The sequence below is a fragment of the Streptomyces sp. NPDC001137 genome, from assembly GCF_040298885.1.
Taxonomy (GTDB): Bacteria; Actinomycetota; Actinomycetes; order Streptomycetales; family Streptomycetaceae; genus Streptomyces.
The window spans coordinates 334,130-357,103 of record NZ_JBEPBA010000002.1 but is presented as its reverse complement, the minus strand read 5'-3'; the positions used below and the strand labels follow the sequence as shown (position 1 = coordinate 357,103).

20 protein-coding genes and 2 pseudogenes are annotated in these 22,974 nt (G+C 69.3%); 9 read left to right on the top strand and 13 right to left on the bottom strand.

Annotated features, from left to right (window positions below):
• Nucleotides 1-2 precede the first annotated feature (2 nt).
• Both ABT254_RS04600 and ABT254_RS04595 read right to left on the bottom strand, forming a co-directional pair.
• A complete protein-coding gene (locus ABT254_RS04600; RefSeq protein WP_351463446.1) occupies nt 3-815 on the bottom strand; it encodes an ABC transporter ATP-binding protein in 813 nt (270 codons plus the stop codon).
• Nucleotides 812-1,570 carry an ABC transporter ATP-binding protein gene (locus tag ABT254_RS04595; protein ID WP_351463444.1) on the bottom strand — a complete coding sequence of 253 codons (759 nt, stop codon included), beginning with the start codon at nt 1,568-1,570 and terminating at the stop codon, nt 812-814. Before ABT254_RS04595 ends, ABT254_RS04600 begins: the two co-directional genes overlap by 4 nt.
• A gap of 188 nt (nt 1,571-1,758) precedes the next feature.
• On the opposite strand from ABT254_RS04595, the gene ABT254_RS04590 reads away from it, so the two are divergent.
• From ABT254_RS04590 to ABT254_RS04580, 3 genes are read left to right on the top strand one after another with little or no spacing between them, the layout of a single operon-like run.
• Nucleotides 1,759-3,054, top strand: coding sequence for a PucR family transcriptional regulator (locus ABT254_RS04590; RefSeq protein WP_351463442.1), 1,296 nt, complete (start codon nt 1,759-1,761; stop codon nt 3,052-3,054).
• Complete coding sequence (locus ABT254_RS04585; RefSeq protein ID WP_351463440.1) at nt 3,051-3,719, top strand: TetR/AcrR family transcriptional regulator; 669 nt, start codon at nt 3,051-3,053, stop codon at nt 3,717-3,719. Before ABT254_RS04590 ends, ABT254_RS04585 begins: the two co-directional genes overlap by 4 nt.
• A 27-nt stretch (nt 3,720-3,746) precedes the next feature.
• Nucleotides 3,747-4,394, top strand: a complete 648-nt coding sequence (locus tag ABT254_RS04580; protein ID WP_351463438.1) for a dihydrofolate reductase family protein — start codon at nt 3,747-3,749, stop codon at nt 4,392-4,394.
• A 21-nt stretch (nt 4,395-4,415) separates the two neighbouring features.
• On the opposite strand, the gene ABT254_RS04575 is transcribed toward ABT254_RS04580, so the two are convergent.
• The 7 genes from ABT254_RS04575 to ABT254_RS04545 form a co-directional block, all read right to left on the bottom strand.
• Nucleotides 4,416-5,198 carry an SDR family oxidoreductase gene (locus ABT254_RS04575; RefSeq protein WP_351463436.1) on the bottom strand — a complete coding sequence of 261 codons (783 nt, stop codon included), beginning with the start codon at nt 5,196-5,198 and terminating at the stop codon, nt 4,416-4,418.
• A 1-nt stretch (nt 5,199) separates the two neighbouring features.
• Nucleotides 5,200-6,423, bottom strand: a complete 1,224-nt coding sequence (locus tag ABT254_RS04570; RefSeq protein ID WP_351463434.1) for an acyl-CoA dehydrogenase family protein — start codon at nt 6,421-6,423, stop codon at nt 5,200-5,202.
• Nucleotides 6,410-6,718, bottom strand: coding sequence for a hypothetical protein (locus tag ABT254_RS04565; RefSeq protein WP_351463432.1), 309 nt, complete (start codon nt 6,716-6,718; stop codon nt 6,410-6,412). The genes ABT254_RS04570 and ABT254_RS04565 overlap by 14 nt, the downstream gene beginning before the upstream one ends.
• Entirely contained in the window at nt 6,715-7,533 is an 819-nt protein-coding gene (locus tag ABT254_RS04560; RefSeq protein WP_351463430.1) for an SDR family oxidoreductase, read from the bottom strand. Before ABT254_RS04560 ends, ABT254_RS04565 begins: the two co-directional genes overlap by 4 nt.
• Before the next feature lie 142 nt (nt 7,534-7,675).
• Nucleotides 7,676-8,368 carry a TetR/AcrR family transcriptional regulator gene (locus tag ABT254_RS04555; protein WP_351463428.1) on the bottom strand — a complete coding sequence of 231 codons (693 nt, stop codon included), beginning with the start codon at nt 8,366-8,368 and terminating at the stop codon, nt 7,676-7,678.
• A 102-nt stretch (nt 8,369-8,470) separates the two neighbouring features.
• Nucleotides 8,471-9,097, bottom strand: coding sequence for an HAD family hydrolase (locus tag ABT254_RS04550; RefSeq protein WP_351463426.1), 627 nt, complete (start codon nt 9,095-9,097; stop codon nt 8,471-8,473).
• Nucleotides 9,097-10,296 carry an acetyl-CoA C-acyltransferase gene (locus ABT254_RS04545; RefSeq protein ID WP_351463424.1) on the bottom strand — a complete coding sequence of 400 codons (1,200 nt, stop codon included), beginning with the start codon at nt 10,294-10,296 and terminating at the stop codon, nt 9,097-9,099. The genes ABT254_RS04550 and ABT254_RS04545 overlap by 1 nt, the downstream gene beginning before the upstream one ends.
• Nucleotides 10,297-10,470: 174 nt before the next feature.
• On the opposite strand from ABT254_RS04545, the gene ABT254_RS04540 reads away from it, so the two are divergent.
• The 3 genes and pseudogenes from ABT254_RS04540 to ABT254_RS04530 all read left to right on the top strand — a co-directional run.
• Nucleotides 10,471-11,352: an alpha/beta fold hydrolase gene (locus tag ABT254_RS04540; protein WP_502971927.1), complete on the top strand. Its 882-nt coding sequence runs from the start codon at nt 10,471-10,473 to the stop codon at nt 11,350-11,352.
• A gap of 3 nt (nt 11,353-11,355) precedes the next feature.
• Nucleotides 11,356-12,177 carry an SCO6745 family protein gene (locus tag ABT254_RS04535; protein WP_351463420.1) on the top strand — a complete coding sequence of 274 codons (822 nt, stop codon included), beginning with the start codon at nt 11,356-11,358 and terminating at the stop codon, nt 12,175-12,177.
• A 126-nt stretch (nt 12,178-12,303) separates the two neighbouring features.
• Nucleotides 12,304-12,417 (top strand): annotated as a pseudogene (locus ABT254_RS04530) (IS481 family transposase); the annotation flags it as partial.
• Between the two features lie 131 nt (nt 12,418-12,548).
• Here ABT254_RS04530 and ABT254_RS04525 read toward each other — a convergent pair.
• Entirely contained in the window at nt 12,549-14,150 is a 1,602-nt protein-coding gene (locus tag ABT254_RS04525) for a M4 family metallopeptidase (RefSeq protein ID WP_351463418.1), read from the bottom strand.
• A 146-nt stretch (nt 14,151-14,296) separates the two neighbouring features.
• Nucleotides 14,297-15,277 (bottom strand): LysR family transcriptional regulator, encoded by a 981-nt coding sequence (locus ABT254_RS04520; RefSeq protein WP_351463416.1) that lies wholly within the window; start codon nt 15,275-15,277, stop codon nt 14,297-14,299.
• A gap of 542 nt (nt 15,278-15,819) precedes the next feature.
• Here ABT254_RS04520 and ABT254_RS04515 point away from each other — a divergent pair.
• Nucleotides 15,820-16,113 carry a helix-turn-helix domain-containing protein gene (locus ABT254_RS04515; RefSeq protein WP_351463414.1) on the top strand — a complete coding sequence of 98 codons (294 nt, stop codon included), beginning with the start codon at nt 15,820-15,822 and terminating at the stop codon, nt 16,111-16,113.
• A 224-nt stretch (nt 16,114-16,337) separates the two neighbouring features.
• Here the strand turns inward: ABT254_RS04515 and ABT254_RS04510 are convergent, their stop codons facing one another.
• Together ABT254_RS04510 and ABT254_RS04505 are read right to left on the bottom strand one after the other, a co-directional pair.
• A complete protein-coding gene (locus ABT254_RS04510; RefSeq protein WP_351464104.1) occupies nt 16,338-16,682 on the bottom strand; it encodes a hypothetical protein in 345 nt (114 codons plus the stop codon).
• Nucleotides 16,588-16,926 (bottom strand): annotated as a pseudogene (locus ABT254_RS04505) (serine/threonine-protein phosphatase); the annotation flags it as partial. The gene ABT254_RS04510 and the pseudogene ABT254_RS04505, both read right to left, overlap by 95 nt.
• Nucleotides 16,927-17,196: 270 nt before the next feature.
• Between ABT254_RS04505 and ABT254_RS04500 the strand changes: the two are divergent.
• Entirely contained in the window at nt 17,197-19,950 is a 2,754-nt protein-coding gene (locus ABT254_RS04500) for a SpoIIE family protein phosphatase (RefSeq protein ID WP_351463412.1), read from the top strand.
• A gap of 262 nt (nt 19,951-20,212) precedes the next feature.
• A complete protein-coding gene (gene katG / locus ABT254_RS04495; protein WP_351463410.1) occupies nt 20,213-22,402 on the top strand; it encodes a catalase/peroxidase HPI in 2,190 nt (729 codons plus the stop codon).
• Nucleotides 22,403-22,974: the final 572 nt, after the last annotated feature.

Genomic DNA, 22,974 nt, shown 5'->3' with positions numbered 1-22,974 from the left:
GCTCACCCGGCCTTGCGGGAGCCGAGGGAGACACCGAGGTAGACCTCGGCGACCTGCCCGTCCTCGCGGATCTGCCGGGCCGGCCCGGACAGCACCAGGCGGCCGGCCTCCAGTACGTGCGCCCGGTGCGCGATGTCCAGCGCGAGCTGGGCGTTCTGCTCGACGACGACCACGGTGGTGCGTTCCTCCTCGTTGACGGCACGGACGATTTCGAACAGCTCACGGGTGACCAGTGGCGCGAGGCCCAGGGACGGCTCGTCGAGGAGCAGCAGCGAGGGCCGCAGCATCAGGGCCCTGCCGATGGCGAGCATCTGCTGCTCCCCGCCGCTGAGGCTGCCGGCGGCCTGCCGTGAGCGTTGGCGCAGTTTGGGAAAGTGGCCGTAGATCCGGTCCAGGTCGGCCGCCACGGCCGCCCGCTCGGCGCGGCTCCGCCATCCGGAGCCGGTGCGCAGGTGGGCGCCGACGCGCAGGTTCTCCTCGACGGTCAGCTCGTTGAAGGTGCCCCGTCCCTCGGGCACATGCGCCACGCCGAGCCGGGCGGCCTGTTCGGGCGAACGGCCCAGCAGTTCCGTGCCGTTCAGGGTGACCGAGCCGCGGCCGCGGACCATGCCGCTCAGCGCCCGCAGTGTCGTGGTCTTGCCCGCGCCGTTGGGTCCGAGGATCGCGCAGACCTCGCCGCGGGCGACGGAGAAGTCGAGGCCCTGGAGGACGCGGGCCTGGCCGTATCCGGCGTGCAGGCCGGACACCTTCAGGAAGTCCGGTTCCGCGGTCGGGACATCCGGCTGCGTGGTCTCGGTGGTGGTGGGCTCGCTCATGCGGCCACTCCCAGGTACGCCTCGACGACCGCCGGATCGCGCTGGATCTCCTCCGGCGTGCCCTCGGCGATCTTGCGGCCGAAGTCGAGGCAGACCACCTTGTCGCACAGGCCCATCACGAAGCCCATGTGGTGTTCGACCACCACGAGCGTGAGGTCGAACTCCTCACGCACCGACCGGACCAGATCCGCGAATTGGCCGACCTCGCCGTGGCTGAGCCCGTTGACGGGTTCGTCGAGCAGCAGCAGCCGGGGCCGTACGGCGAGGGCCCGGGCGAGTTCGACGCGTTTGAGCGTGCCGAACGGCAGCCCGGCGGCGGGGTGGTCGGCGACGTCCGCCAGACCGAGCCGCCCTAGCAGGTCGTCCGCCCGATCACGCAGTTCCCTCTCCTCCCGCCGGACGCGGGGCAGCCGGAGCGCCGCGGCGAGGTGTCCGGTGTGCCCCCGGCTGTGGGCGCCGACCATGACGTTCTCCCGGACCGTGAGCTGAGGGAACAGGCCCAGGTTCTGGAAGGTGCGGGCGATGCCGCGCCCGGCCACGGCGTGCGGAGGGAGGGCCAGCAGGTCCTCGCCCTCGAACCGCACATCTCCCCCGTCGGGGGTGCAGCGCCTGGTGAGGCAGTTGAACAAGGTGGTCTTGCCGGCTCCGTTCGGTCCGATGAGCCCTACGGCGGAGCCCGGCTCGACGGTGAACGCGACACCGTCAAGTGCCGTGATCCCGCCGAAACGCACGGTGATACCGTCGACCGCGAGCATGAGTGACGCCCCTTCCGACGTTCTGGGGGGTGGGAGAGCGTCACAGTAGGTGGGGGCGTTCGGGGCGCACATTGGGTGCGAGCACCCAACTTCCCGGCCGTCGGACTGTGCGCCGCGCACAGATAACGCCTGATGTCTCACTCCGAGCCTGTTGACGGAGCACGAGGCGGGCGGCGACGATCGGCGCCATGCCTCACGGGCCCGCTCTGGGCGCTCCCCTGCTGTCCGAACCGCTCCGCCGGGAGCGGTGGCGGATCCTGCACGCCGTCCACGACCGGGTCGAGGAGGTGGCGGACACCGCCGTGGGGGTGATGCGTGCGGAGATCCCGTCGTACGCACTGCAGGACGAACGCTTCTTCTCGGACGTACGGGAGCAGGTGCTCGAGCACTACCGGATGCAGTTGGCGGCGCTGGCCGGGGATCGCGGTATCGCCCCCGAGGACCTGGTCTTCAGCCGCGCCGCGGCCATGCGGCGGGCACGGGCCGGGTTCGCCCTGGAGGACTGGATCAGTGCCTTCCGGGTCGGCCGGCAGGTGCTGTGGGACGCGCTGCTGGACTGCGCCGGCACGTCCGCCGAGGCCCAGCAGGCCGCGCTGTCCCTGGTCACCCCGCTGATGCGGTACGTCGACTACGCCAGCACCCATGCCGCGCAGGCCTACGTCGAGTACCAGCAGCACGTGGTGGCGGACGCCGACCGGGAGCGCCGGGACCTTCTTGACCAGCTCCTGGCCGGCGTGGCACCGACCCGCGGTCCGCTGTCCGCCGCCGCCCAGGCGTACGGCATCGGGCCGCACTCGCCGATGATGGCGGTCGTGGCGGTGTGTGTGGGCGACACCCGCACCGGGGACCTCACGTCGGCCGAGCACGGGTATGCCACCACCGCGTCGATGAGCGTGGCCGGGCCGTGGGCGGGCCGGACCCTGGTCGTCGTACGCCACGAAGAGGTGGTGGCCGTGCCCGTGGTCCGGGCCGGCATGACCGCGGACGACATCTGCGCCCACTTCGAGGCCGTGCAGCAGCGGCTCGCGCGGGGCGGGACCATGCTGTGCATGGGGATCAGTACGGTCGCGCAGGGCGCGTGTGAACTGCCGCGCGCGTACGAGGAGGCGCGGGCAGCCCTCGACCTGGTGCCGAGCGGGGGCGGGGTGGCTGCGCTGCCGCGGCTTTCCCCCTTCGACTACCTCGCGCTGCGGGCCGACGACCTGGCCCGTCAGCTGGTCGATCCGCGGGTGCGGGTGCTGCTGGAGGAGGACCGCAGGCGGGGCGACACGCTGGCCGCCACCATTCGGGCCTTCGCGGAGGCCGACCTCAATCTGCGGCTGGCCGCCGACCGGCTGCGGGTGCATCACAACACGGCGCACTACCGGTTGCGCCGGATCGAGGAACGCACCGGCCGCAATCCGCGCCGGATCGCCGACCTGCTGGAACTACTGGTCGCCCTCGCCATCCGCGACGGCGCCAGGGAAGGTGAGGAGGGCCGGTGAGCGGCATCGTGGAGTCCGCCGGAACCGAGGCGGCGCGTCAACTGCCGGGCGAGCAGGGAGAGTCGGCCCTGCCGGAGGGGCACGCGGAGCAGAACGGAACGGTCCGGCGTGCGCTGCTGGACGCCGCGCTGGAGGTGTTCATCGAGCGCGGTTACACCGACGCCGGCCTCACCGAGATCGCGGCGCGCTCCGGTATCCCGGTGGGCAGCCTCTTCCAGCACTACGGCGGCAAGCGAGGGCTCTACCTGGCCCTGTGGGAGGAGTTCCGGGAGGAACAGGAGCGCAGGACCGCGGCCACGCTGGCCGCCGAGCGCGGCCGTGGTGTGGACGACCCCATCGCTCTGTTCGTGGCGGGAACCAGGGCGTATCTGGAGGGCGCCTGGGACAATCGCAGGCTCGGCATGCTCCTCGTGGAGGACGACGGCCCCGCGGGCTTCGACGCGCTGCGCCGCCAGTGGGACCGCGCATGGGTACGGCGCAACGCCCGGCTGCTGGAGGTGGACGAGCGACGACGTGCCGGCCGGGTCCGGGTGAGCGTACTGACCACCGTCATCGGCGGGGCGGCGCGCGAGCTGGGCGATTGCCGGGATGAGACGGAGGCCCGGGAGATAGTGGACGAGGTGTGCGGCATCCTGATCCATCTGTCGGCACCGCCCGGCCCGTGACCAGCAGAAGAAGGGGAGCCGCCAGCCATGTCACTCGCCCGCGTCCACAACTTCTCCGTCTCGCTCGACGGCTTCGGCACCGGTGAGGGGCTGAGCCAGGAAGCGCCGTTCGGCCACGCCGGTGAAAGGCTGCACCAGTGGATGTTCGCCACCCGGTGGTGGCACGAGATGACCGGCGAGCCGGGCGGGACCAGCGGCCTCGACGACGCCTTCGTGCGGCAGTTCACGCCCGGGATCGGCGCCGAGATCATGGGTGCCGGGAAGTACGGCTACCCCGGATGGCACGAGGACGAGGAGTGGAAGGGGTGGTGGGGGCCCAACCCGCCCTTCCACACACCGACCTTCGTCCTCACCCGCCACACGCGCCCGTCGATCGAGATGGAGGGCGGCACGACCTTCCACTTCCTCGACACGTCGCCCGCCGAGGCGCTGGAGACGGCCCGCGAGGCCGCCGGCGGCCAGGACGTACGCATCGGCGGGGGACCCACCGTGATCCGCGACTTCCTCGCCGCCGGGCTCATCGACCATCTGCACGTCGTTGTGGTCCCGATCCTGCTCGGACGGGGCGTACGCCTCTGGGACGGACTGGAGAGCGTCGAGAAGGACTACCGGGTCGAGGCCACCTCCTCGCCCAGCGGGGTCACGCATGTGACGTTCAGCCGCGCAGGTCTTTGAACCGCCTCTGTGCCACACGCCTCAGATGCCGATACCGGCTCCTTGCCTGAACGGGATCGCGTCACCCAGGAGTTGGCCGCCGTCGATCACCATCGTCTCGCCCGTGATCCAACTCGCCGCGTCCGAGACGAGAAAGGCGACCGCCGAGGCGATGTCGGCAGGCTCCCCGATACGCCCCAGTGCCGTCGAGGCGGAGACGGTCTGCTCGTGCTCCTCCCACAGAGCCTCGGCCAGCTTGGTGCGCACCACACCGGGTGCCACCGCGTTGACGCGGACCTTCGGTGAGAGTTCCAGGGCCAGTTGCCTGGTGAGATGGATCAGTGCGGCCTTCGACGCGTTGTAGAGGCCGATGTTCGCCTCGAAGGCCATGCCGCCGACCGACGCCGTGTTGACTACCGCGCCTCCGTGCTCGCCCATCCAGGCCCGGGTGGCCAGGCCCGTCCACAGGACGGGAGCCCACAGGTTCACGTCGAAGGTCTTGGCGAACCGGCCGTGGTCCTGGTCGATGACGGGCCCGAAGGCCGGGTTGGTCCCCGCGTTGTTGACGAGGACGTCCAGGCTGCCGAACCGTTCGAGCGTCAGCTCGACACAGCACCGGGCCGCCTCCTCGTCGACCGCGTGGGCCCCGACGCCGACCGCTGTGCCGCCGACCTGGGCCGCGGCGGCGTCCGCCGCCTCCTGGGAGCGGGAGGTGAGGACGACGTTCGCGCCGGCGGCGGCGAGGGCTTGGGCGATCGCCAGCCCGATACCGCGTGAGGCACCCGTGACGACGGCGGTGCGGCCGGTGAGATCCGGTCCGGCCATGTCAGCTCACCACTGCCGCGTCGCGGTACTGGCGCAGTTCCTGCTTGGCGATGGCCCGCTTGTGGACCTCGTCGGGACCGTCAGCCAGCCTCAGCGTCCGCAGGTGGGCGTACATCATCGCCAGCGGGAAGTCCTCGGTCACGCCCGCAGCGCCGTACACCTGGATGGCGCGGTCGACGATCTTCAGGGCGATGTTCGGTGCGGCCACCTTGATGGCCGCGATCTCGGTGCGCGCTTCCTTGTTGCCGACCGTGTCCATCAGGTACGCGGCCTTGAGCGTGAGCAGCCGGATCATCTCGATGTCGATGCGTGCTTCCGCGATCCAGTCCTGGATGTTGGACCGTTCGGCGACCGGGCTGCCGAAGGTCACCCGTGACTGGGCGCGCCGGCACATCAGCTCCAGCGCCCGCTCGGCCGCGCCGATGGCCCGCATGCAGTGGTGGATCCGACCGGGTCCGAGCCGGGCCTGGCTGATCGCGAAGCCCTCTCCCTCACCCTTGAGGAGGTCCTTGGCCGGGACCCGTACGTCGGTGAAGTCGATCTCGGCGTGTCCCTCGCGATCCTGGTAGCCGAACACCGGCAGGCCGCGCATCACCGTGATCCCGGGGGCGTCGATGGGGACGACCATCATCGACTGCTGCCGGTGCACAGCGGCGGTGGGGTCGGTTTTGCCCATGACGATGAGTACTTTGCAGTTGCGGTGCAGGGCGTTGGACGCGAACCACTTGCGGCCGTTGAGCACGTACTCGTCGCCGTCGCGTTCCATCCGCAGCTCGATGTTGGTGGCGTCGGAGCTGGCGACCTGCGGCTCGGTCATCGCGAAGGCCGAGGCCATCGTCCCGTCGAGCAGGGGCCTCAGGTACTTCTCCTTGTGCTCGTCGCTGCCGAACAGCGTGAGCACCTCCATGTTGCCGGTGTCGGGAGCGTTGCAGTTGCACGCTTCGGAGGCGATGTGACTGCGCCCCATGATCTCCGCCAGCGGCGCGTACTCGAGGTTCGTCAGCCCCGGCCCCCACTCCGGGTGCGGGTGGAAGAGGTTCCACAGTCCGCGCCGCCGTGCCTCCGCCTTGAGTTCCTCGAGGATCGGCGGCTGGAAGTGCGGGTCACCGGAGGCGCGCATCTGCTCGTGGTAGACCGACTCGGCGGGGTATATGTGCGAGTCCATGAACTCCAGCAGATCCGCCTGGTACTTCTTGGCGCGATCCGACGTCTCAAACAGGGACATCCGAACTCCTGACGGGGGGTAGGGGAGGAAAACTCGGTGGGCGCTTCTCGAGGTGACCGGCCACGCCTTCGACGACATCGGCCCCACGGAAGGCCTGGAGCATGAGGCTCTCCGCGCGGGCCACGGAGTCGGCGTAGGTGCCGTCCGCGTCGTCCTCGGCGGCGTCGAGCAGCGCGAAGTAGCGGTCTTCGAGTTCGTCGGTCCAGGCGTTCAGCCTGGCGGGCCGGTTGAAGGTGAGCACGAGCACCGGCCCGCGGTGTTCGGCGAGGACGAGCTCGCCGCTCGCGCCGGTCATTCCTGCTCCAGCAGGGAGCTCTGGTAGCGGCGCATTCCGCGCAGCCACCGGTCGTAGTCCGCGCCCTTGTGCCGGTACATGTCCAGCACCTCTTCGTGCGGCAGGATCAGGAAGCGCTCGTCGGCGATCGCGGTCAGGACGGCGTCGGCGACCTCGGCCGGCTCCAGGACGTCACCCGCCGACATGACGGCCTGCGTGGCCGCTCGTCCCAGCGCGTCCCCGGAGTCCCTTCCGGCGGTCAGCATCCGGGTGTTCACGCCCATCGGGCACAGACAGCTGACCCGCACGCCGCGATCGCCGTACGTGACGCTCAGCCATTCGGCGAAGCCGACGGCGGCGTGCTTGGTGACGGCGTATGTGGCGGAGCCGATCTGGGTGAGCAGCCCGGCGGCCGAGGCGGTGGTGACGAAGTAGCCTTCGCCGCGCTCCAGCCAGAGCGGGACCAGCAGTTGTGCCGCGCGGATGTGGGCGCGCAGGTTGACGTCGATCGACAGGTCCCAGTCCTGCTCGCTCGCGTCGAGGCCGGGTGCGCCGGCGATGCCCGCGTTGGCGAAGTAGAGGTCGACCGGGCCGAACGTGCTCTCCGCCAGGTCGATCAGCTCTTGGATCTGGGGGGTGTCCGACGCGTCCGCGCCCGCGCTGACAGTGCTCCCCGGATGGTCGGCGTTGACCCTGTCCGACACCGCCCGCGCGCTGTCCGCGTCGAGGTCCGTGACGACGACCCGGGCACCCTCGCGAGCGAGCCGCGCGACCAGCGCGCCGCCGATACCGCCGGCACCACCGGTGACGATGGCGACTCTTCGTGCAACGTTCACAGCGAACCCTCTCGGGAGATGGTGGACCGTGCACCGTCCGTCCGAACTGTATAATTGAATCCGACGTCAAGTTCAACAGTTGGGCGTACGTCACCCCACTCAGGGCGTGGTGGGGGGCATCACCCCGGCTCAGGCTGCCGGGTCAGCGGTGGTCAGGGAACCGCAGCGCGTTCGCCCAGAGCCGGCTGACCGTGGACACGAGCTCCTCGAAGTCCACCGGCGTGCCTTCTTCCTCGCGCTCACCGAGCACGAAGGCGTTGTAGGCCATGACGCTGACCATGCCCGACAGCGCACGGGAGGCCAGCATCGGATCGACGTCCCGGTCTGCGACACCCCGCGCCTGCAGGTCGGCGATACCGCGGGCATTGCGGCGGATGAACGCGTCGGCGCGCCGGCTCCGGAATGTACGGAACTCCGGTTCGACCTGCGCCACTTGCTCGAGCAGCGCCATCAGCTTCGCGTTGCGCTTGTACGCCTGGAGATACGCGCGATTGCTCGCCTCGAGCACCGCATAGGGGTCGTCGGCATCCTCCACCCGGGCCATGCCGGGGTGCAGCATGTCCTCCTGCGCCTCCAGGAGGACGGCGGCGAGCACCTCTTCCTTGCCCGCGAAGTAGGTGTAGAACGAACCCGCCGCGCACTGCGCCTCTTTGGTGATGTCGGTCAGGCGGGCGTCGAGGTAGCCGTCCCGTTCGAACACCTTCCGCGCGGCCTTCACCAGAGCGGCCCGCGTCCGCGCTCCCCGCTTCGTCGTGGGCGGCTCGCGAAGGTGCGACAGGGGCGCCATGGGGGGCGGCTGCTCGCCGTCGATCTCCTCGGGCGCGGTGGTGTCCATCGCGGGAACTTTACTTGAATCCGACGCCATAGTCACAAACCGCGTCCGTCCGCAGAAGGTCGAAGAAGGGGCACATCCAGCAATTCCCGATCGGTCGATCGATCAGGCGCCGATCCCGAAGCTTTCGGCGAGCCGACGGCGGGTGTCGGCGGCGCTGGTGTGCAGTACGCCGCCGATTCCGATCCGTGCCGCCCCGTCGAGGTTCTGCTGCAGGTCGTCGATCATGACCGCCTCCTCGGGGTCGACGCAGAGACGTTCACAGGCGATCGCGTAGATCCGCCGGGAGGGTTTGCGGATCCCGACCATGGCGGAGATGACGACCACGTCGGCGAGCGAGGCCAGATCGACACCGTCGTAGGTACCGGTACCGAAGGAATTGGACACCAGCGCGACGGGATGCCCGGCGGCTCGGAGATCGCCGAGCAGGGTGAGCATGTCCTGGTCGATCGACATGCCCGCCTGCATGCGGGCGGTGAGTCCCTCCGCTTGGACGTCGGCACCGTGAGCCCGGAGACGTTCGGCGAATCCCCGCTCGAAGGCTTCGGCGTCGATACGGCCGCACTCGTGGTCGGACAGCAGGGCACGTGACGGCTGGTCCCGGCTGAGGAGCTCCAACGGCAGACGTGGGTCGCCGCCCAGGGAAGCCCCGAAGTCGGTGAACGCCTGCAGCACGCTGGAGGTGATGACCCCGCCGAAGTCGACCAGGACCGCGGTTCTGGTCTTCTCCATCAGGCGACCTCGAACAGTCCGGCCGCACCCATTCCGCCGCCGACGCACATCGAGATCACCACGTACCGGACCCCGCGGCGCTTGCCCTCGACGAGGGCGTGTCCCACCAGTCGGGCACCGGTCATCCCGTACGGGTGGCCGACCGAGATCGCACCGCCGTTGACGTTGAACCGCTCGGGGTCGATGTGCAGTTCGTCGCGGCAGTACAACGCCTGGGAAGCGAACGCCTCGTTGAGCTCCCACAGGCCGATGTCGTCGACGGTGAGGTTGTGCTGCTTCAGCAGCTTCGGGATGGCGAACACCGGCCCGATGCCCATCTCGTCCGGGCCGCAACCGGCGACGGCCATGCCCCGGTAGACGCCCAGCGGTTCCAGTCCGCGGCGCTCGGCCTCCCTGGACTCCATCAGCACCGACGCCGAAGCCCCGTCCGAAAGCTGCGAGGAGTTGCCCGCCGTCACGCTGGACTGCGCGCTCACCTGGCCGTCGGGCAGCACCGGCGCCAGGCCGGCCAGGCCTTCGAGCGTCGTCGACGCGCGGTTGCCCTCGTCCCGGGTCAGGGTGACCTTCTCGTGCCGCACCTCCCCCGACTGCTTGTCGAGCACCTTCTTGACGCTGTCGAGGGCGACGATCTCCTGGTCGAACCGGCCGGCCTCCTGCGCCGCCGCGGTGCGCTGCTGCGACAGCAGCGCGAACTCGTCCTGGCGTTCTCGGCTCACGCCGTAGCGTTCGGCGACGATCTCCGCCGTCTGCAGCATCGGCAGGTAGATGCTCGGCTTGCGCTCGACCAGCCAGGGATCCGTCATGCGGTGGGTGTTCATGTGCTCGTTCTGCACGAGGGAGATCGACTCGACGCCCCCGCCCACCGTGACCTGCATGCCGTCGGCGACGATCTGCTTTGCGGCCGTCGCGATGGCCATCAGGCCCGACGAGCACTGCCGGTCGATCGTCATCCCCGACACGGTGTCCGGGAGCCCGGCGCGGAGAACGGCCTGGCGCGCGACGTTGAAACCGGATGCCCCCTGCTGCGCGGCGCAGCCGAAGAGCACGTCCTCTACCTCGCCTCCCTCGAGCCCGGCACGCCGTACGGCGTGAGCCAGGGCATGGGCGGCGAGTTCCTGCGTCTGGGTGTCGTTGAACGCGCCGCGGTACGCCTTTCCGATCGGCGTCCGTGCCGTCGAAACGATGACTGCTTCCCTCATGTCGCCTCACTGTCTCTGGTGGTCCGACGCCACGTATAGTTGAATCCGGCGTCAAGTTCAATAGTGGGCGTCCCGCTTCCGCCGGGAAGCAGGCGCGCCCGCGGGCCTTGACAGTCCGCCTCCGCACCTGAAGGCTACCGACCAGTCGGTACGAAAGGGCGGGTCGTGACCGAGCTGAGCATCTCCACCAGTGCGGGCGTCTTCGACGCGATCGAGGCGGGCCCACCGGAGGGCCGGCCGGTGCTGTTGCTGCACGGCTTCCCACAGACGGGGCTGGCCTGGGAACGGCAGATCGCGGCGTTGGCCGCGCAGGGCTACCGGGTGGTGGCGCCCGACCAGCGCGGCTACTCCCCCGGCGCCCGCCCCGAGCGCGCCGAGGACTATCGCATGAGCCTTCTCGTCGACGACGTGGTCGCGATCACGGAGGAACTGGGGTGGTCGACGTTCGACCTGGTCGGCCACGACTGGGGCGGCGCGGTGGCCTGGTGGACCGCCGACGCCCACCCCGCCCGCGTACGCACCCTCACGGTTGTCTCGACACCGCATCCCGGCGCCCTGGCCACCGCCCTGCGCACCGACGAGGACCAGCGTGAGCGCTCGCACTACATGATCGACTGGCGCGAGACGCCCGCGACCGAGGAGCGCATGCTGGCCCACGATGCCCAACTGCTTCGCGCCCTCTACGCCGGGAAGATCCCGCAGGACAGTGTCGAGGCCTACGTACGGCACCTGTCCCGGCCGGGCGCTCTCACCGCCGCGCTGAACTGGTACCGGGCAGGCCGCCCCGACGGCAGGATCGGCACGATCGAGGTGCCCACGCTGTACGTCTGGAGCACGAACGACAGGGCGTTCGGCCCGGCGCCGGCACACGGGACCGGGCGGTGGGTGGAGGGGCCGTACCGCTTCGAAACCCTCCAGGGCGTCAGCCACTGGGTCCCCGAGGAGGCACCCGACACGCTGAACCGTCTGCTGCTCGAACACCTGCGAGCGCACGGCCAGTTACCCCAGTACGGAACCACAGCGAACACCCCGTTGGCCGACTCTCCGAAGAGGTGACCCGTGAAGACAGCGCGTGCGGCCTGGCGCGGACTCGAGCCCGTGCACGGCATGATCTACTTCGTCCCCGAGGCGAGGCGACGGTACGCCGACCTCGGACTGAGCGGACGCGCAGGCTACTTCACCTCGCGGAGCGCCGCGTTCGGCCGGGCCTCCGCCGAGCTGGTCATCTCGACCTTCTACAACTTCAACCCCGGTCTCGTACGGCAGGCACTCGACGGCGCCTGGGACGCGACGACCCCGCAGCAGGTGCTGGACGCCCGGTACGCCGCCGCCGGCGAAGCCCTACGGCGGGCGGGAATCCACGAACTGCCCGAGCTGGACGAGGTCCTGGCGCTGACCCGGCGGGCCGCCGAGGCGGCCTGCGAACACGCTCAGGGCCGTCCGCTGTTCGCCGCGCACGCCGCCCTTCCCTGGCCGGAGGAGCCGGTGCTGCGACTGTGGCACGCCCAGACGCTGCTCCGGGAGTTCCGTGGCGACGGCCATGTGGCGTGCCTGCTGAGCGAGGGCGTCGGAGGCCTGGAAGCCCTCGTGCTGCACGCCGCCACGGGTGAGGTTCCCGTCGACTTCCTCAAGATGAGCCGCGCATGGCCCGAGGAGGAGTGGGCCGGCACCCAGGAGAGCCTCCGTGAGCGGGGCCTCCTCGACGGCGACTCCCTCAGCGCGGAGGGCGTCACCCTGCGCCGGCACATCGAGGACCGCACCGACCGTCTGGCCCTTCCCGCCTACGCCGCCCTGGGTGACGCCGACTGCGAGCGTCTCGCCGAACTCGCCGGCTCCTTCGGACGAGCCGTCCTCGAAGCCGGTCTTCTCAAGCTCGGCTGACCCGGCCTTGTCCGCCCGGCACCCTCATGCGACGACCATGTCCGTCCAGTCGTCGTCGGCATCCTGTGCTTCGGCGAGCACGTTCCAGGGGTCGGCGAGGGCGTTGTGGTCGAAGTCCCGCGCGGCGTCCACCTCGTAGCAACCGACAACGCCTGGCCCTACCGCAAGAGCTTCGCCTGGCGACAGGCTCTGGCGGCCGACCTCGGCGCGACCGGCAAGCCCACCCGCGCCTACCGACCACCTCCACGCACCGTGAGGTGGGCGCGCATCACGCGCGCCCACCCCGCCGGAAACGCCGGGGTCGGGGCGACGGCTGTGGAAGTCCTCGTCGTCCGGGCCGGCTCCAACGGATCAGGCGGTTCGCCGCTGGGTCAGAGGACGTTGACCGCGCTCCAGGCCGCAGCCACGGTGGCGTACTCGGGGCTGGTGGCGCCGTAGAGGTCCTTCGCCGCGTTCAGCGTCGCGGTGCGGGCGCCCTTGTAGTCCGTGGTGGAGGTCATGTAGACGGTCAGCGCCCGGTACCAGATGGCGGAGGCCTTTTGGTTGCCGATGCCGGTGACGGTGGAGCCGTTGTAGGTGGGGCTGTTGTAGGAGACGCCGTTGATGGTCTTGGCGCCGCTGCCCTCGCTCGCGAGGTAGAACCAGTGGTTGCCGACTCCCGAGGAGTTGTGCACGTCGAGCCGGCCGACCGACTTCGACCAGTAGTCGGCGGAGCGGCCGTCCAGGGACGGCTTGTCGAAGCGGCGCAGCCACGGCGGGGTGGACTGGTCGCTGAAGAGGTAGTCGGGGGTGTCGATCGGGTTGTTGGCGTACCACTCGACCATGGTGCCGAGGATGTCGCTGGTGGCCTCGTTCAGGCCGCCGGACTCACCGCTGTAGCGCAGGTTGGCGGTGGCCGAGGTGACGCCGTGGGTCATCTCGTGGCCCATGGTGTCGAGGTCGACCTGCTCGGGGTCGGTGGTGCCGTTGCCGTCGCCGGTCATCATGCAGAAGCAGGTGTCCGACCACTGGGCGTTGTCCCAGTTGGTGCCGACGTGGACGAAGACGGTGGCGCCGCGGCCGTCGTTCTTGATGCCGTTGCGGCCGAAGGTCGTCTTGTAGTAGTCGAACGTCTTCGCGGTGTTGGCGTGCGCGTCGACGGCGGCGGTGGCGCGGTCGGTGGAGAACTTCCTGCCGTCGCCCCAGATGTTGTCGGCGTCGGTGAACAGGGTCCCGGAGGAGCTCTTCAGGGACGAGGACGAGAGGTTGTGCGCGTCCTTGGTGATGTGGCCGCGCACCGGGTCGATCAGGGCGTAGGTGCCGTCGGCCTGCTGGGTGGTGTCGAGGGTGACGTCACCGGTGTATTCGGAGTGGCCGGTGCCGGTGGACTCGCGTTCGGCGTCGTAGTTCTCGATCGCCGCGCCGGTGGTGGCGTCGGTGACGAAGACCTCGCCGTGCGGCTGACCCTTGTCACCCAGGCCCTGCACGGTGGTGCGCCAGGCCAGGCGGGGGGTGCCGTCGGCGGCCCACACGATCAGCTCGGGGGTGGACTTGGCGTTGCGCACCAATCCGTGCGAGCGCTTCAGGGCGTTGGCCGCGCTGCCCTTGGCGTCGACGGCGGGAGTGACGGACTTGAGCGCCACCTTGTGGGCCTTGGCGCGGGTGGATCCCTTGAGCGAGCCGTCGGCCTTCTGGTGGACGACGAAGTCGCCGCCGACGATGGGGAGGCCGCGGTAGGTCCGTTCGAAGCGGACGTGCTGGGTGCCGTCGGCGTCGATCACGACGTCCTTCACGTGGAGCGTCTGGCCCGCGCCGAACCCGAAGGCGTCGGCGTGCCGGGTCACGTTCGCCTTGGCCTGGGATATCGCCGTGTCGCGGACGGAGGTTCTGTGCTGCACTGCGTCGGTCTGTGAGTGCGCGGGTATGGCCATCGCACCCGTGGTGATCACGCCGGCGGCGACCATCGCGGAAAGGGCAAGAAAAGGACGGGACATGATGGGGTGATTCCTTCGCTCGTCGTGGGGTGACGACGTCCTTGGACGTTGACGCGAAGTGTTCAACAAGTGACATGTCCCTGACGTGACTTCATCTGGGATATAACTGCGGAGCTATAGGGCACGGGAACCCGTGGCCCGGCCGGTCACCTGCGCTCGCCGAGGGCGAATCCCTCTCCCCCGTTCTCCCACCAGGTCAGATACTGCGGCCGCTGCCGCACCAGCGACAGATAGGCAGCCAGCAGACGCTCGCACGCCGCGTCGGCGAGCTCGGGTGGAACCGATGCGGTGTTCCAGGCCAGCAGCAACCGCCGGTGGAACGGCACGTCCACGAGCGGACGCTGCACGGTGCCCTGGGCGGAGACATCGGCGGTCGGCCACACGCCGCAGACGGCACGACGGCCGGCGACCAGGATCTGCGCCACGGACAGGTCCGGCGTCACATGGGCGATGCGCGGAGTGAACCCCGCTGACTGGCAGGTGAGATGAAGGTACGCGTGCACACCGCTCTCGTCGGCCTCCGGCATGACCCACTCCTCGCCCGCCAACTCATGGAGGCTGACCATCTCCTGGCGGGCCAACGGGTGGTCCTCGGCAAGCAGGACGAAGACCGGCTCGCGGAGCAGTGTGCGCGTCGTCACCGACTCGCCTACCGGAAGAGGGAAGCCCGGGAACTCACCGAAGACCGCGATGTCGCATTTCGACAGGCTCAGCGATTTCAGCAGGGTGTGCACGGAGCGGCGGGCATCTATGGTGAGCCGGCGTTCCGGGACGAGTTCGAAGAGGGCGGAGAGCAGCAGGGACACCAGAGGGCCGGCGGTTCCGCCCGCCCTCAGCGGGGCGGTGGCCTGTCTGTCCGCCTCGGCCGCCGAGCGCGCGTACTCGCGCAGCCGGTCGAAACCGACGACGAGGTCACGGGCGCAGCGCAGGACGTACTGTCCGTTCTCGTTCGGCGTCACCCCGTCGGCGCTGCGGATGAAGAGCGGGCCGCCCAGCTCGTGTTCGATCCGCTTCAGTTGAGCGCTCGTGGCCGGCTGAGAGAGCTGCAGTCGTGCGGCGGCCTTGCGGATGCTGCCGGCTTCGGCGACGGTGAGCAGGACACGCAGGTGCCGGAACTCGAGGTGCATGACCATTCCCCGCTCAGCGCGGAGGGACCTACGCACCCCCCGTGACCAGCAGAACCAGCTGCCCGACGGCATGGTGACCAAGAATCTGACGGACCCGCGGGAGCGGCAACCACGGAACGGTAAAACCTCCGCGCGAACGCTGCGGCGTTGCACCGGCATCATGGTGCCAGTCTGCCTATATCGGCATGATTCACCGAGCCGCCCTTGTCCCTGACAGGCCATCGGGCCGACGAGGATCGGCACGTTCATGCCGTGCTTGCTCGCGGCCGCCCGTCGCGAGGTGCGGCGAGCGGCGCGCCGCGGCGTCATCATCGTGGTACTGCTGGAGTACTAGTGCCGGATTCCTCTTGCACTGGGTATGTGTCCTGGTGGCCGGGTAGTTCGGCTGCTCGGGGGCTGGTGCTGGACGGTGGTGTTACGGGCCGCCGAGCCGTGACGAGAGCGAGGAAGGGCTCGTACATCGGCTGGCGCGGGCGCGCAAGGCGCCTCGTGATCTGGTGACGCGGGCACGGATGGTCGAGCTGAGCTGATCCGGACAGTGAGTGCCTGCCATCGCGGACGAGTTGAGGTGCAATCCCAAGACAGTGCGCCGGTGGCTGCACCGCTTCAACCGCTTCGGCCTGAACGGGCTGGAGGACCTGGGTGGACAGGGCCGGAAGCTGCGGATCACCGAAACGGAACGCTCAAGAATCATCGGTCTGGTCAAACAGCCGCCCCCAGGTCGGCTGACCGTGCAGGCCGGCGGCGAGCTGGCCGCGGCGGATGAGTCCGGGCCGCCGGAGTGGACCTCGACGCGCTGGCCGCCGAGGCCGGCTCGCTTTCGCCGGTCCAGGTGACCGTCGCGAAGCCCACCCACGCGGGAACGCTCGCCGCGCCATGCCCACCCTGCGCGCCCTGGCCATCGGCGCACTCCGATGGGCTGGCCGCAACAACATCGCTGCCGGCCTCCGCCGCCACGCGCGTTGCCACCCGCCCGCTCATCACCTTGGGCATCGTGTGATCAAGCCGGACACTCCGCCAGGACACGCAGCCCTGGAGCGTGCCTGGCCGTGACGCGCGATCACGCCGTCCGCTCGGCGCGGAGCGAAGGCACCTGCACCCGTTCCCACGCGGGTCCGACAAGTGCCAGTCCATCGTGGACCGATCGCACGAAGTCAAGATCGGTGCCCAACACCGGCAGCAACGCGGCCAGAGTGGCGAGGAATTCGTCCCGGTCTTCGGCCAGTTGCCCCTCGAGGAAAGCCACCGCGATGGCCGGGTCGCGCAGCGCCGCGCCGATACCCATCCGCGCGGCCCATGACACCGCCGGGTACGGCATGCGGTTGGTCTCGCCGAGCAGGTAGGCGCAGTCCGTGGCAGACGAGCCGGACCTGGAAGAGTATTTCCTCTCGCTGAAGCCGGACATGGCTCGCGTACGCGGCCGCCAAAGTGACCGCAACGATCGCGGCCGACGTGTACTGCGTCCCCAGATCGGTGTAGAAGAAGCTGAGAACGATCATGGTCAGCAGGCAGAACGCCCCCAACAGGATCGTGGGGAGCACGGGCCACATCGCGGCGGCAAGGGCGGGTGCGGCGGGCAGAAGGCGGCTGACGGCGATTTCCCTGGGTGTGGAGAACGCCAGGCCGGCGATGAGGACGGTCAGGATCACGGGTGACAGCCGGGCAGCTTCCCATCGGCCGCCGTAGGCGGGACCGCGGCGCCACAGCCGCCCAAGCATGATCACAAAATGCATCATATCGACCTGAGCGGACATCGGTCGCGGGGACGTCACGCACCGCACGCGAGCGACCGGGGCGGCCTGCCCCACCCAGAAGACCGGCCCATACCGTGCATGACCACACAGACACCCGAACTCAGCCGGGCAAGGGCAGCGCGGGCAGGCCTGGCCACTTGGGATCACCGGTGTTAGAAAGGTCGCATGGCGAGTCGTTTCGCCCGTTTTCAGCGCTCCTCAGCAAAGGGGCTGATCAGCAAGGGCACGCGAAGCGTGGCCGGGCAGGTGCTGGTTTTCCAGGTGGCCCTGGTGGTGCTGCTCGTAACCGCCGGCGTCTTCGCCCTTGTCCTGCAGTCGGAGCGGGACACCAGCGCCGAGGCCAAGCGCCGCTCCACGGCCGTCGCGCAGACGTTCGCACACTCACCAGGCATCCTGGCGGCACTGCGGGCCCCGGAGCCGAGCAAAATTCTCCAGCCGCGCACCGAGGCGGCGCGCCGGGCCGCCGGCGTCGACTTCATCGTGGTCATGGACACCAAGGGCATCCGGTACACGCACCCCTTGCCGGACCGCATCGGAAAGCGGTTCGTGGGCAAGATCGGGCCGTCGCTGGCGGGGAAGGTCTACGTGGAGAGCGTCAAGGGCCCGCTCGGTCGCGAGGTGCAGGCCACGGTCCCGATCAAGAACGCCGACAGCAACGTGGTGGCTCTCGTCTCGGCCGGGATGAAGGTCAAGAACGTCGAAAGTCAGGTGGACCGCCAACTACCGATCATCCTGGGGGCCGGGGCCGGAGCGCTCGCGTTGTCCACCGGTGTGACGGTCCTGGTGGGCCGACGGCTGCGGCGGCAGACACACAGCCTGGCCCCGGACGAGATGACCTTGATGTACGAGCACCACGACACGGTGCTCCACTCCGTCAAGGAAGGGGTGCTGATCGTGGCTGCCGACGGGCGGCTGATGCTGGCGAACGACGAAGCCAGACGACTGCTGGAGCTGCCCCCGGACGTCGAGGGACGGCTTGTCTCGGATCTGCCGGGCCTCGATCCCGAGACGAAGGCGCTTCTCGCCTCCGGACACGAGGCCACTGACGAGGTGCACCTCGCCGGAGATCGGCTGCTCGCGGTCAACCAGCGGCCCACGGATCGCGAGGGCGGCCCCAAAGGGACGGTGGTGACGCTGCGCGACACCACCGAACTGCAGGCGGTGACCGGCAGGGCAGATGTGGCGCGGGAACGGCTCAGGCTGCTGTACGACGCCGGACTCCACATCGGTACCACGCTGGACGTGCTGCGTACCGCCGACGAGTTGGCGTGCGTCCCCGTTCCCCGCTTCGCGGACTTCGTCACTGTGGACCTGGCCGACGCCGTCCTGCACGGCGAGGAGCCGGCGCCCACGGCGAAGGACATGCGACGCGCTGCCGTGCGCGGCATCCGGGACGACCATCCGCTCTCCGAACAAGGGCGGCTTTTCGACTACCTTCCCTCCACGCCCCAGGCGCGCGGTTACGGCAGCGGCCGCTCCCAGCTGGTGAGCGATCTGCCGACGGCCACGGGCTGGCGCGTGCAGGACCCGGGGCGCGCCGAGGCGATCATCGGCTACGGCATCCATTCCCTCATCAGCGCCCCCATCCAGGCCAGCGGCGTCGTGCTGGGCATGGCCAACTTCTGGCGCGCGCGACCACGTCAGCCCTTCGACGAGGAGGACCTGTCGCTGGCGGAGGAACTGGTGGCCCGTGCCGCGATCAGCATCGACAACGCCCGCCGCTACACCCGTGAGCACGCCCTCGCAGTCACCCTCCAGCGCAGCCTCCTCCCCCAGGCCGTGCCCGAGCAGAACGCCCTCGACATCGCCTACCGCTACCTCCCCGCCCAGTCGGGCGTGGGCGGAGACTGGTTCGACGTCATTCCCCTGCCGGGGAGCCGGGTGGCACTGGCCGTGGGCGATGTGGTCGGCCACGGCCTCCACGCCGCCGCCACGATGGGTCGACTGCGGACCGCGGTGCACAACTTCTCCGCCCTCGATCTGCCGCCCGACGAGCTGCTGAGCCATCTGGACGACCTGGTCGGCCGCATCGACCAGAACGAGGCGGCCGAGAGTGCCGCAGGCCTCGTGGGTGCCACCTGCCTGTACGGGATCTACGACCCCGTGACGCGCAGCTACATCACGGCGCGTGCGGGGCATCTGGCGCCCGCACTGGTCCAGCCCGACGGAACCGTCACCTTCCCGGACGTGCCGGCCGGCCCGCCCCTCGGCCTCGGCGGCATGCCGTTCCAGACCGCGGAGCTGTGCCTCGCGGAGGGAACCCAGCTCGTCCTGTACACCGACGGCCTCATCGAGGACCGCAGGCGCGACCTGGATCTGGGAATGGAACTGCTGCGCGATGCGCTGACGGGCCACCCCGGACGGCCGCCCGAGGAGACCTGCCAGGACGTGCTGGACAGCTTGCTCCCCGAGCGCCCCAAGGACGACGTCGCCCTGCTCGTCGCCTGCACGCGGGAACTGCCGCCCGACCGGATCGCCGACTGGGATGTACCGCCGGACCCGGCGGCGGTAGCGGGGATGCGCGATGCCGTGTCCGAGAAGCTCGACGCCTGGGGCCTGTCAGAACTCGGCTTCACCACGGAGCTCGTCCTGAGTGAGCTCATCACCAACGCCATCCGCTATGGCGCCGAGCCGTTTCACGTACGGCTGATCCGCGACCGTACGCTGATCTGCGAGGTGTCCGACGGCAGCAGCACCTCACCGCACCTGCGGTACGCCGCGACCACGGACGAGGGCGGCCGGGGCCTGTTCCTGGTGTCACAGATGGCTGAGCGCTGGGGCACCCGGTACACCCCACAGGGCAAGGTGATCTGGGCCGAACAGGCCCTGCCCAAGGCCGTCCAGCAGCCCGTCCCGGCACCGGCCGACGTGGCGACGCCCCCTGACGAGGAGGCGGCCGGCCCGGGAACCCCGTCGTGAGGGCGCCGGCGTGAGTTCCCGGCCATTTCTCCGACGGTTTGCGGTCAGAACATAAGGGAACCCGGATTCGGTTTGCGCCAGCAGGTCTTTGCGTCAAAAGGTCCGAGGAAGCAGAAAGCAGCCGCTCGTCGCACGTCTGTCATGCGAGGTGCTCTGCGTGTTTCGTAGCGGTGCGGTGTGCGGTGCGCGACCATACGGACGCCGACACATCACCATCATCGGCATTGTGCGTGGAAACACGGAGACAGAAAGAAGGACGGACGTGTCCGGCAGCGAAAGCGAGAACCCAGCAATCCCCTCACCGACCCCCACGCCGACTCGGCCCAGGACAAACCGGGACTGGTGGCCGAATCAGCTGGACCTTCAGATTCTCCACCAGCACTCGTCCCGCTCCAATCCCATGGACGAGGACTTCGACTACGCGAAGGAGTTCGCGACCCTCGACCTGGACGCGCTGAAGCGGGACGTCTTCGAGGTGATGACGACGTCGCAGGACTGGTGGCCTGCCGACTACGGCCACTACGGGCCGCTCTTCATCCGGATGAGCTGGCACGCGGCGGGCACGTACCGGATCGCCGACGGCCGGGGCGGTGGCGGCAGCGGCGCTCAGCGCTTTGCCCCCCTCAACAGCTGGCCGGACAACGCGAGTCTCGACAAGGCGCGCCGTCTGCTCTGGCCGGTCAAGCAGAAGTACGGCCGGAAAATCTCCTGGGCCGACCTCCTGGTTTTCGCCGGCAACTGCGCGATGGAATCAATGGGGTTCAAGACGTTCGGGTTCGGCTTCGGGCGAGAGGATATCTGGGAGCCCGAGGAAATCTTCTGGGGGCCCGAGGACACCTGGCTCGGAGATGAGCGTTACAGCGGCGACCGGGAACTCGCCACGCCTTTCGGTGCTGTGCAGATGGGACTGATCTACGTCAATCCGGAGGGGCCCAACGGCAACCCGGATCCGATCGCCGCCGCCCGGGACGTTCGCGAGACATTCGGGCGCATGGCGATGAACGACGAGGAGACGGTCGCACTCATCGTCGGCGGTCACACCTTCGGCAAGTGTCATGGTGCCGTCGATCCCGCGTACATCGGTCCGGAACCCGAGGCCTGCCCCGTCGAGCAGCAAGGCCTCGGCTGGCGGAACACGTACGGCAGCGGCAAGGGCGCCGACGCGCTCACCAGTGGGCTCGAGGGCGCATGGACCACCGAGCCGACGAGGTGGGACAACGGGTACCTGGACAACCTGTTCCGGTACGACTGGGAGCTGACGACGAGCCCCGCCGGTGCCAAACAGTGGACTCCCACGGACCCTTCGGCCAAGGACACGGTTCCCGACGCTCATGATCCGTCGAAGAGGCACGCTCCCATGATGCTGACGACGGACCTCGCGCTGAAGCTGGATCCGGTCTACGGCCCGATCGCGAAGAGCTTCCACGAGAACCCGGACAAGCTCGCGGAGGCGTTCGCCAAAGCGTGGTACAAGCTGCTGCACCGCGACATGGGACCCGTCGCACGCTACCTCGGCCCGTGGGTTCCCGAGCCGCAACTGTGGCAGGATCCCGTCCCCGAGGTCGATCACGAACTCGTCACAGACGAGGACATCGCCACACTCAAGAGCAGGATCGTCGCCTCGGGTCTGTCCATCTCCCAGCTGGTCACCACCGCCTGGGCGGCGGCGGCGAGTTTCCGCGGCACCGACAAGCGTGGCGGGGCCAACGGGGCACGGCTTCGGCTCGCACCGCAGCGGGACTGGGAGGTCAACCACCTGCCCGAGGTGGCTGAGGCGTTGCAGAAGTTGGAGCAGATCCAGCAGGACTTCAACCTCTCGCATGCCGGCGGAACGAAGGTCTCGCTCGCCGACCTGATCGTCCTGGGCGGGTGCGCGGCCGTCGAGCAGGCCGCGAAGAACGCCGGGTACGACATCACGGTCCCGTTCGCACCGGGGCGCACGGACGCCTCGCAGGAACAGACCGACGTGGAGTCGTTCGCCGTGCTCGAACCCAGGGCCGACGGATTCCGCAACTACCTCCGTACGGGAGAGAAGTTGGCGCCGGAGACCCTCCTGCTGGACCGCGCCAACCTGCTGACGCTGACCGCTCCCGAGATGACGGTGCTGATCGGCGGCATGCGGGTCCTGAACACCGGCTTCAAGCGATCCCCGCACGGCGTCTTCACGCACCGGCCGGAGACACTGACCAACGACTTCTTCGTCAACCTGCTCGACATGGGCACTCAGTGGCAGACATCGACTTCGGACGAGAACGTGTTCGAAGGCCGTGACCGCGCCACGGGCGAGCTCAAGTGGACCGCCACCGCGGTCGACCTCATCCTTGGTTCGAACTCCCAGCTTCGGGCCGTCTCGGAGGTCTACGCGTGCCAGGACGCGGGAGAAAAGTTCGTGCGTGACTTCGTGGCCGCGTGGGACAAGGTGATGAACCTCGATCGGTTCGACCTCTCCTGACCCGATGTCCTGGTCGGGGCGATGACGCGGAGAGCGCAGAGCCCCCGCGACGCTCCCACGGTGGGCACGCGCACTCCAGCACCAGAACGCGTGCCCGCCGCCCCGGGGCGTCACTCGCTACGCGGTATCCGGACTGTTCCTTGAGGCTGCCGGGTCGGTTCTCCTGGAGCAAGGAGAGAACATTCCCGGCGGAGTCGGTGAACCACGCGATCGCCGCGGGCCCGCCGTTGCCGCCCCGGACGACGCCCTTCTCATCGTGGTCGAATCCGGGGTAGCGCTCGAGGTTCACGCCGCGCCGCTCCAGTTCATCGGCGGCGGATGATGTCGTCCACGGGGAAGCTGAGGAGCGTGAACGTCGCGGGGTGTGCGTCTCCTTCGGGTAGACGAAGACACGCGCGCCGCCGTCGAGTATGAGTGTCAGACTGATTCTGCTCCCGGGGATACCTCCTGAACAGCAGGAGGTGGCCAGGAACGCGCTCAACTCAGCACCGGCATCCATCCGTTCGACCAGCAGGTCAGTCAGAGTGTTCAGCTGTTCGGTGAGGCTGACGCCGGGAGGCTCTGCGTCAGCA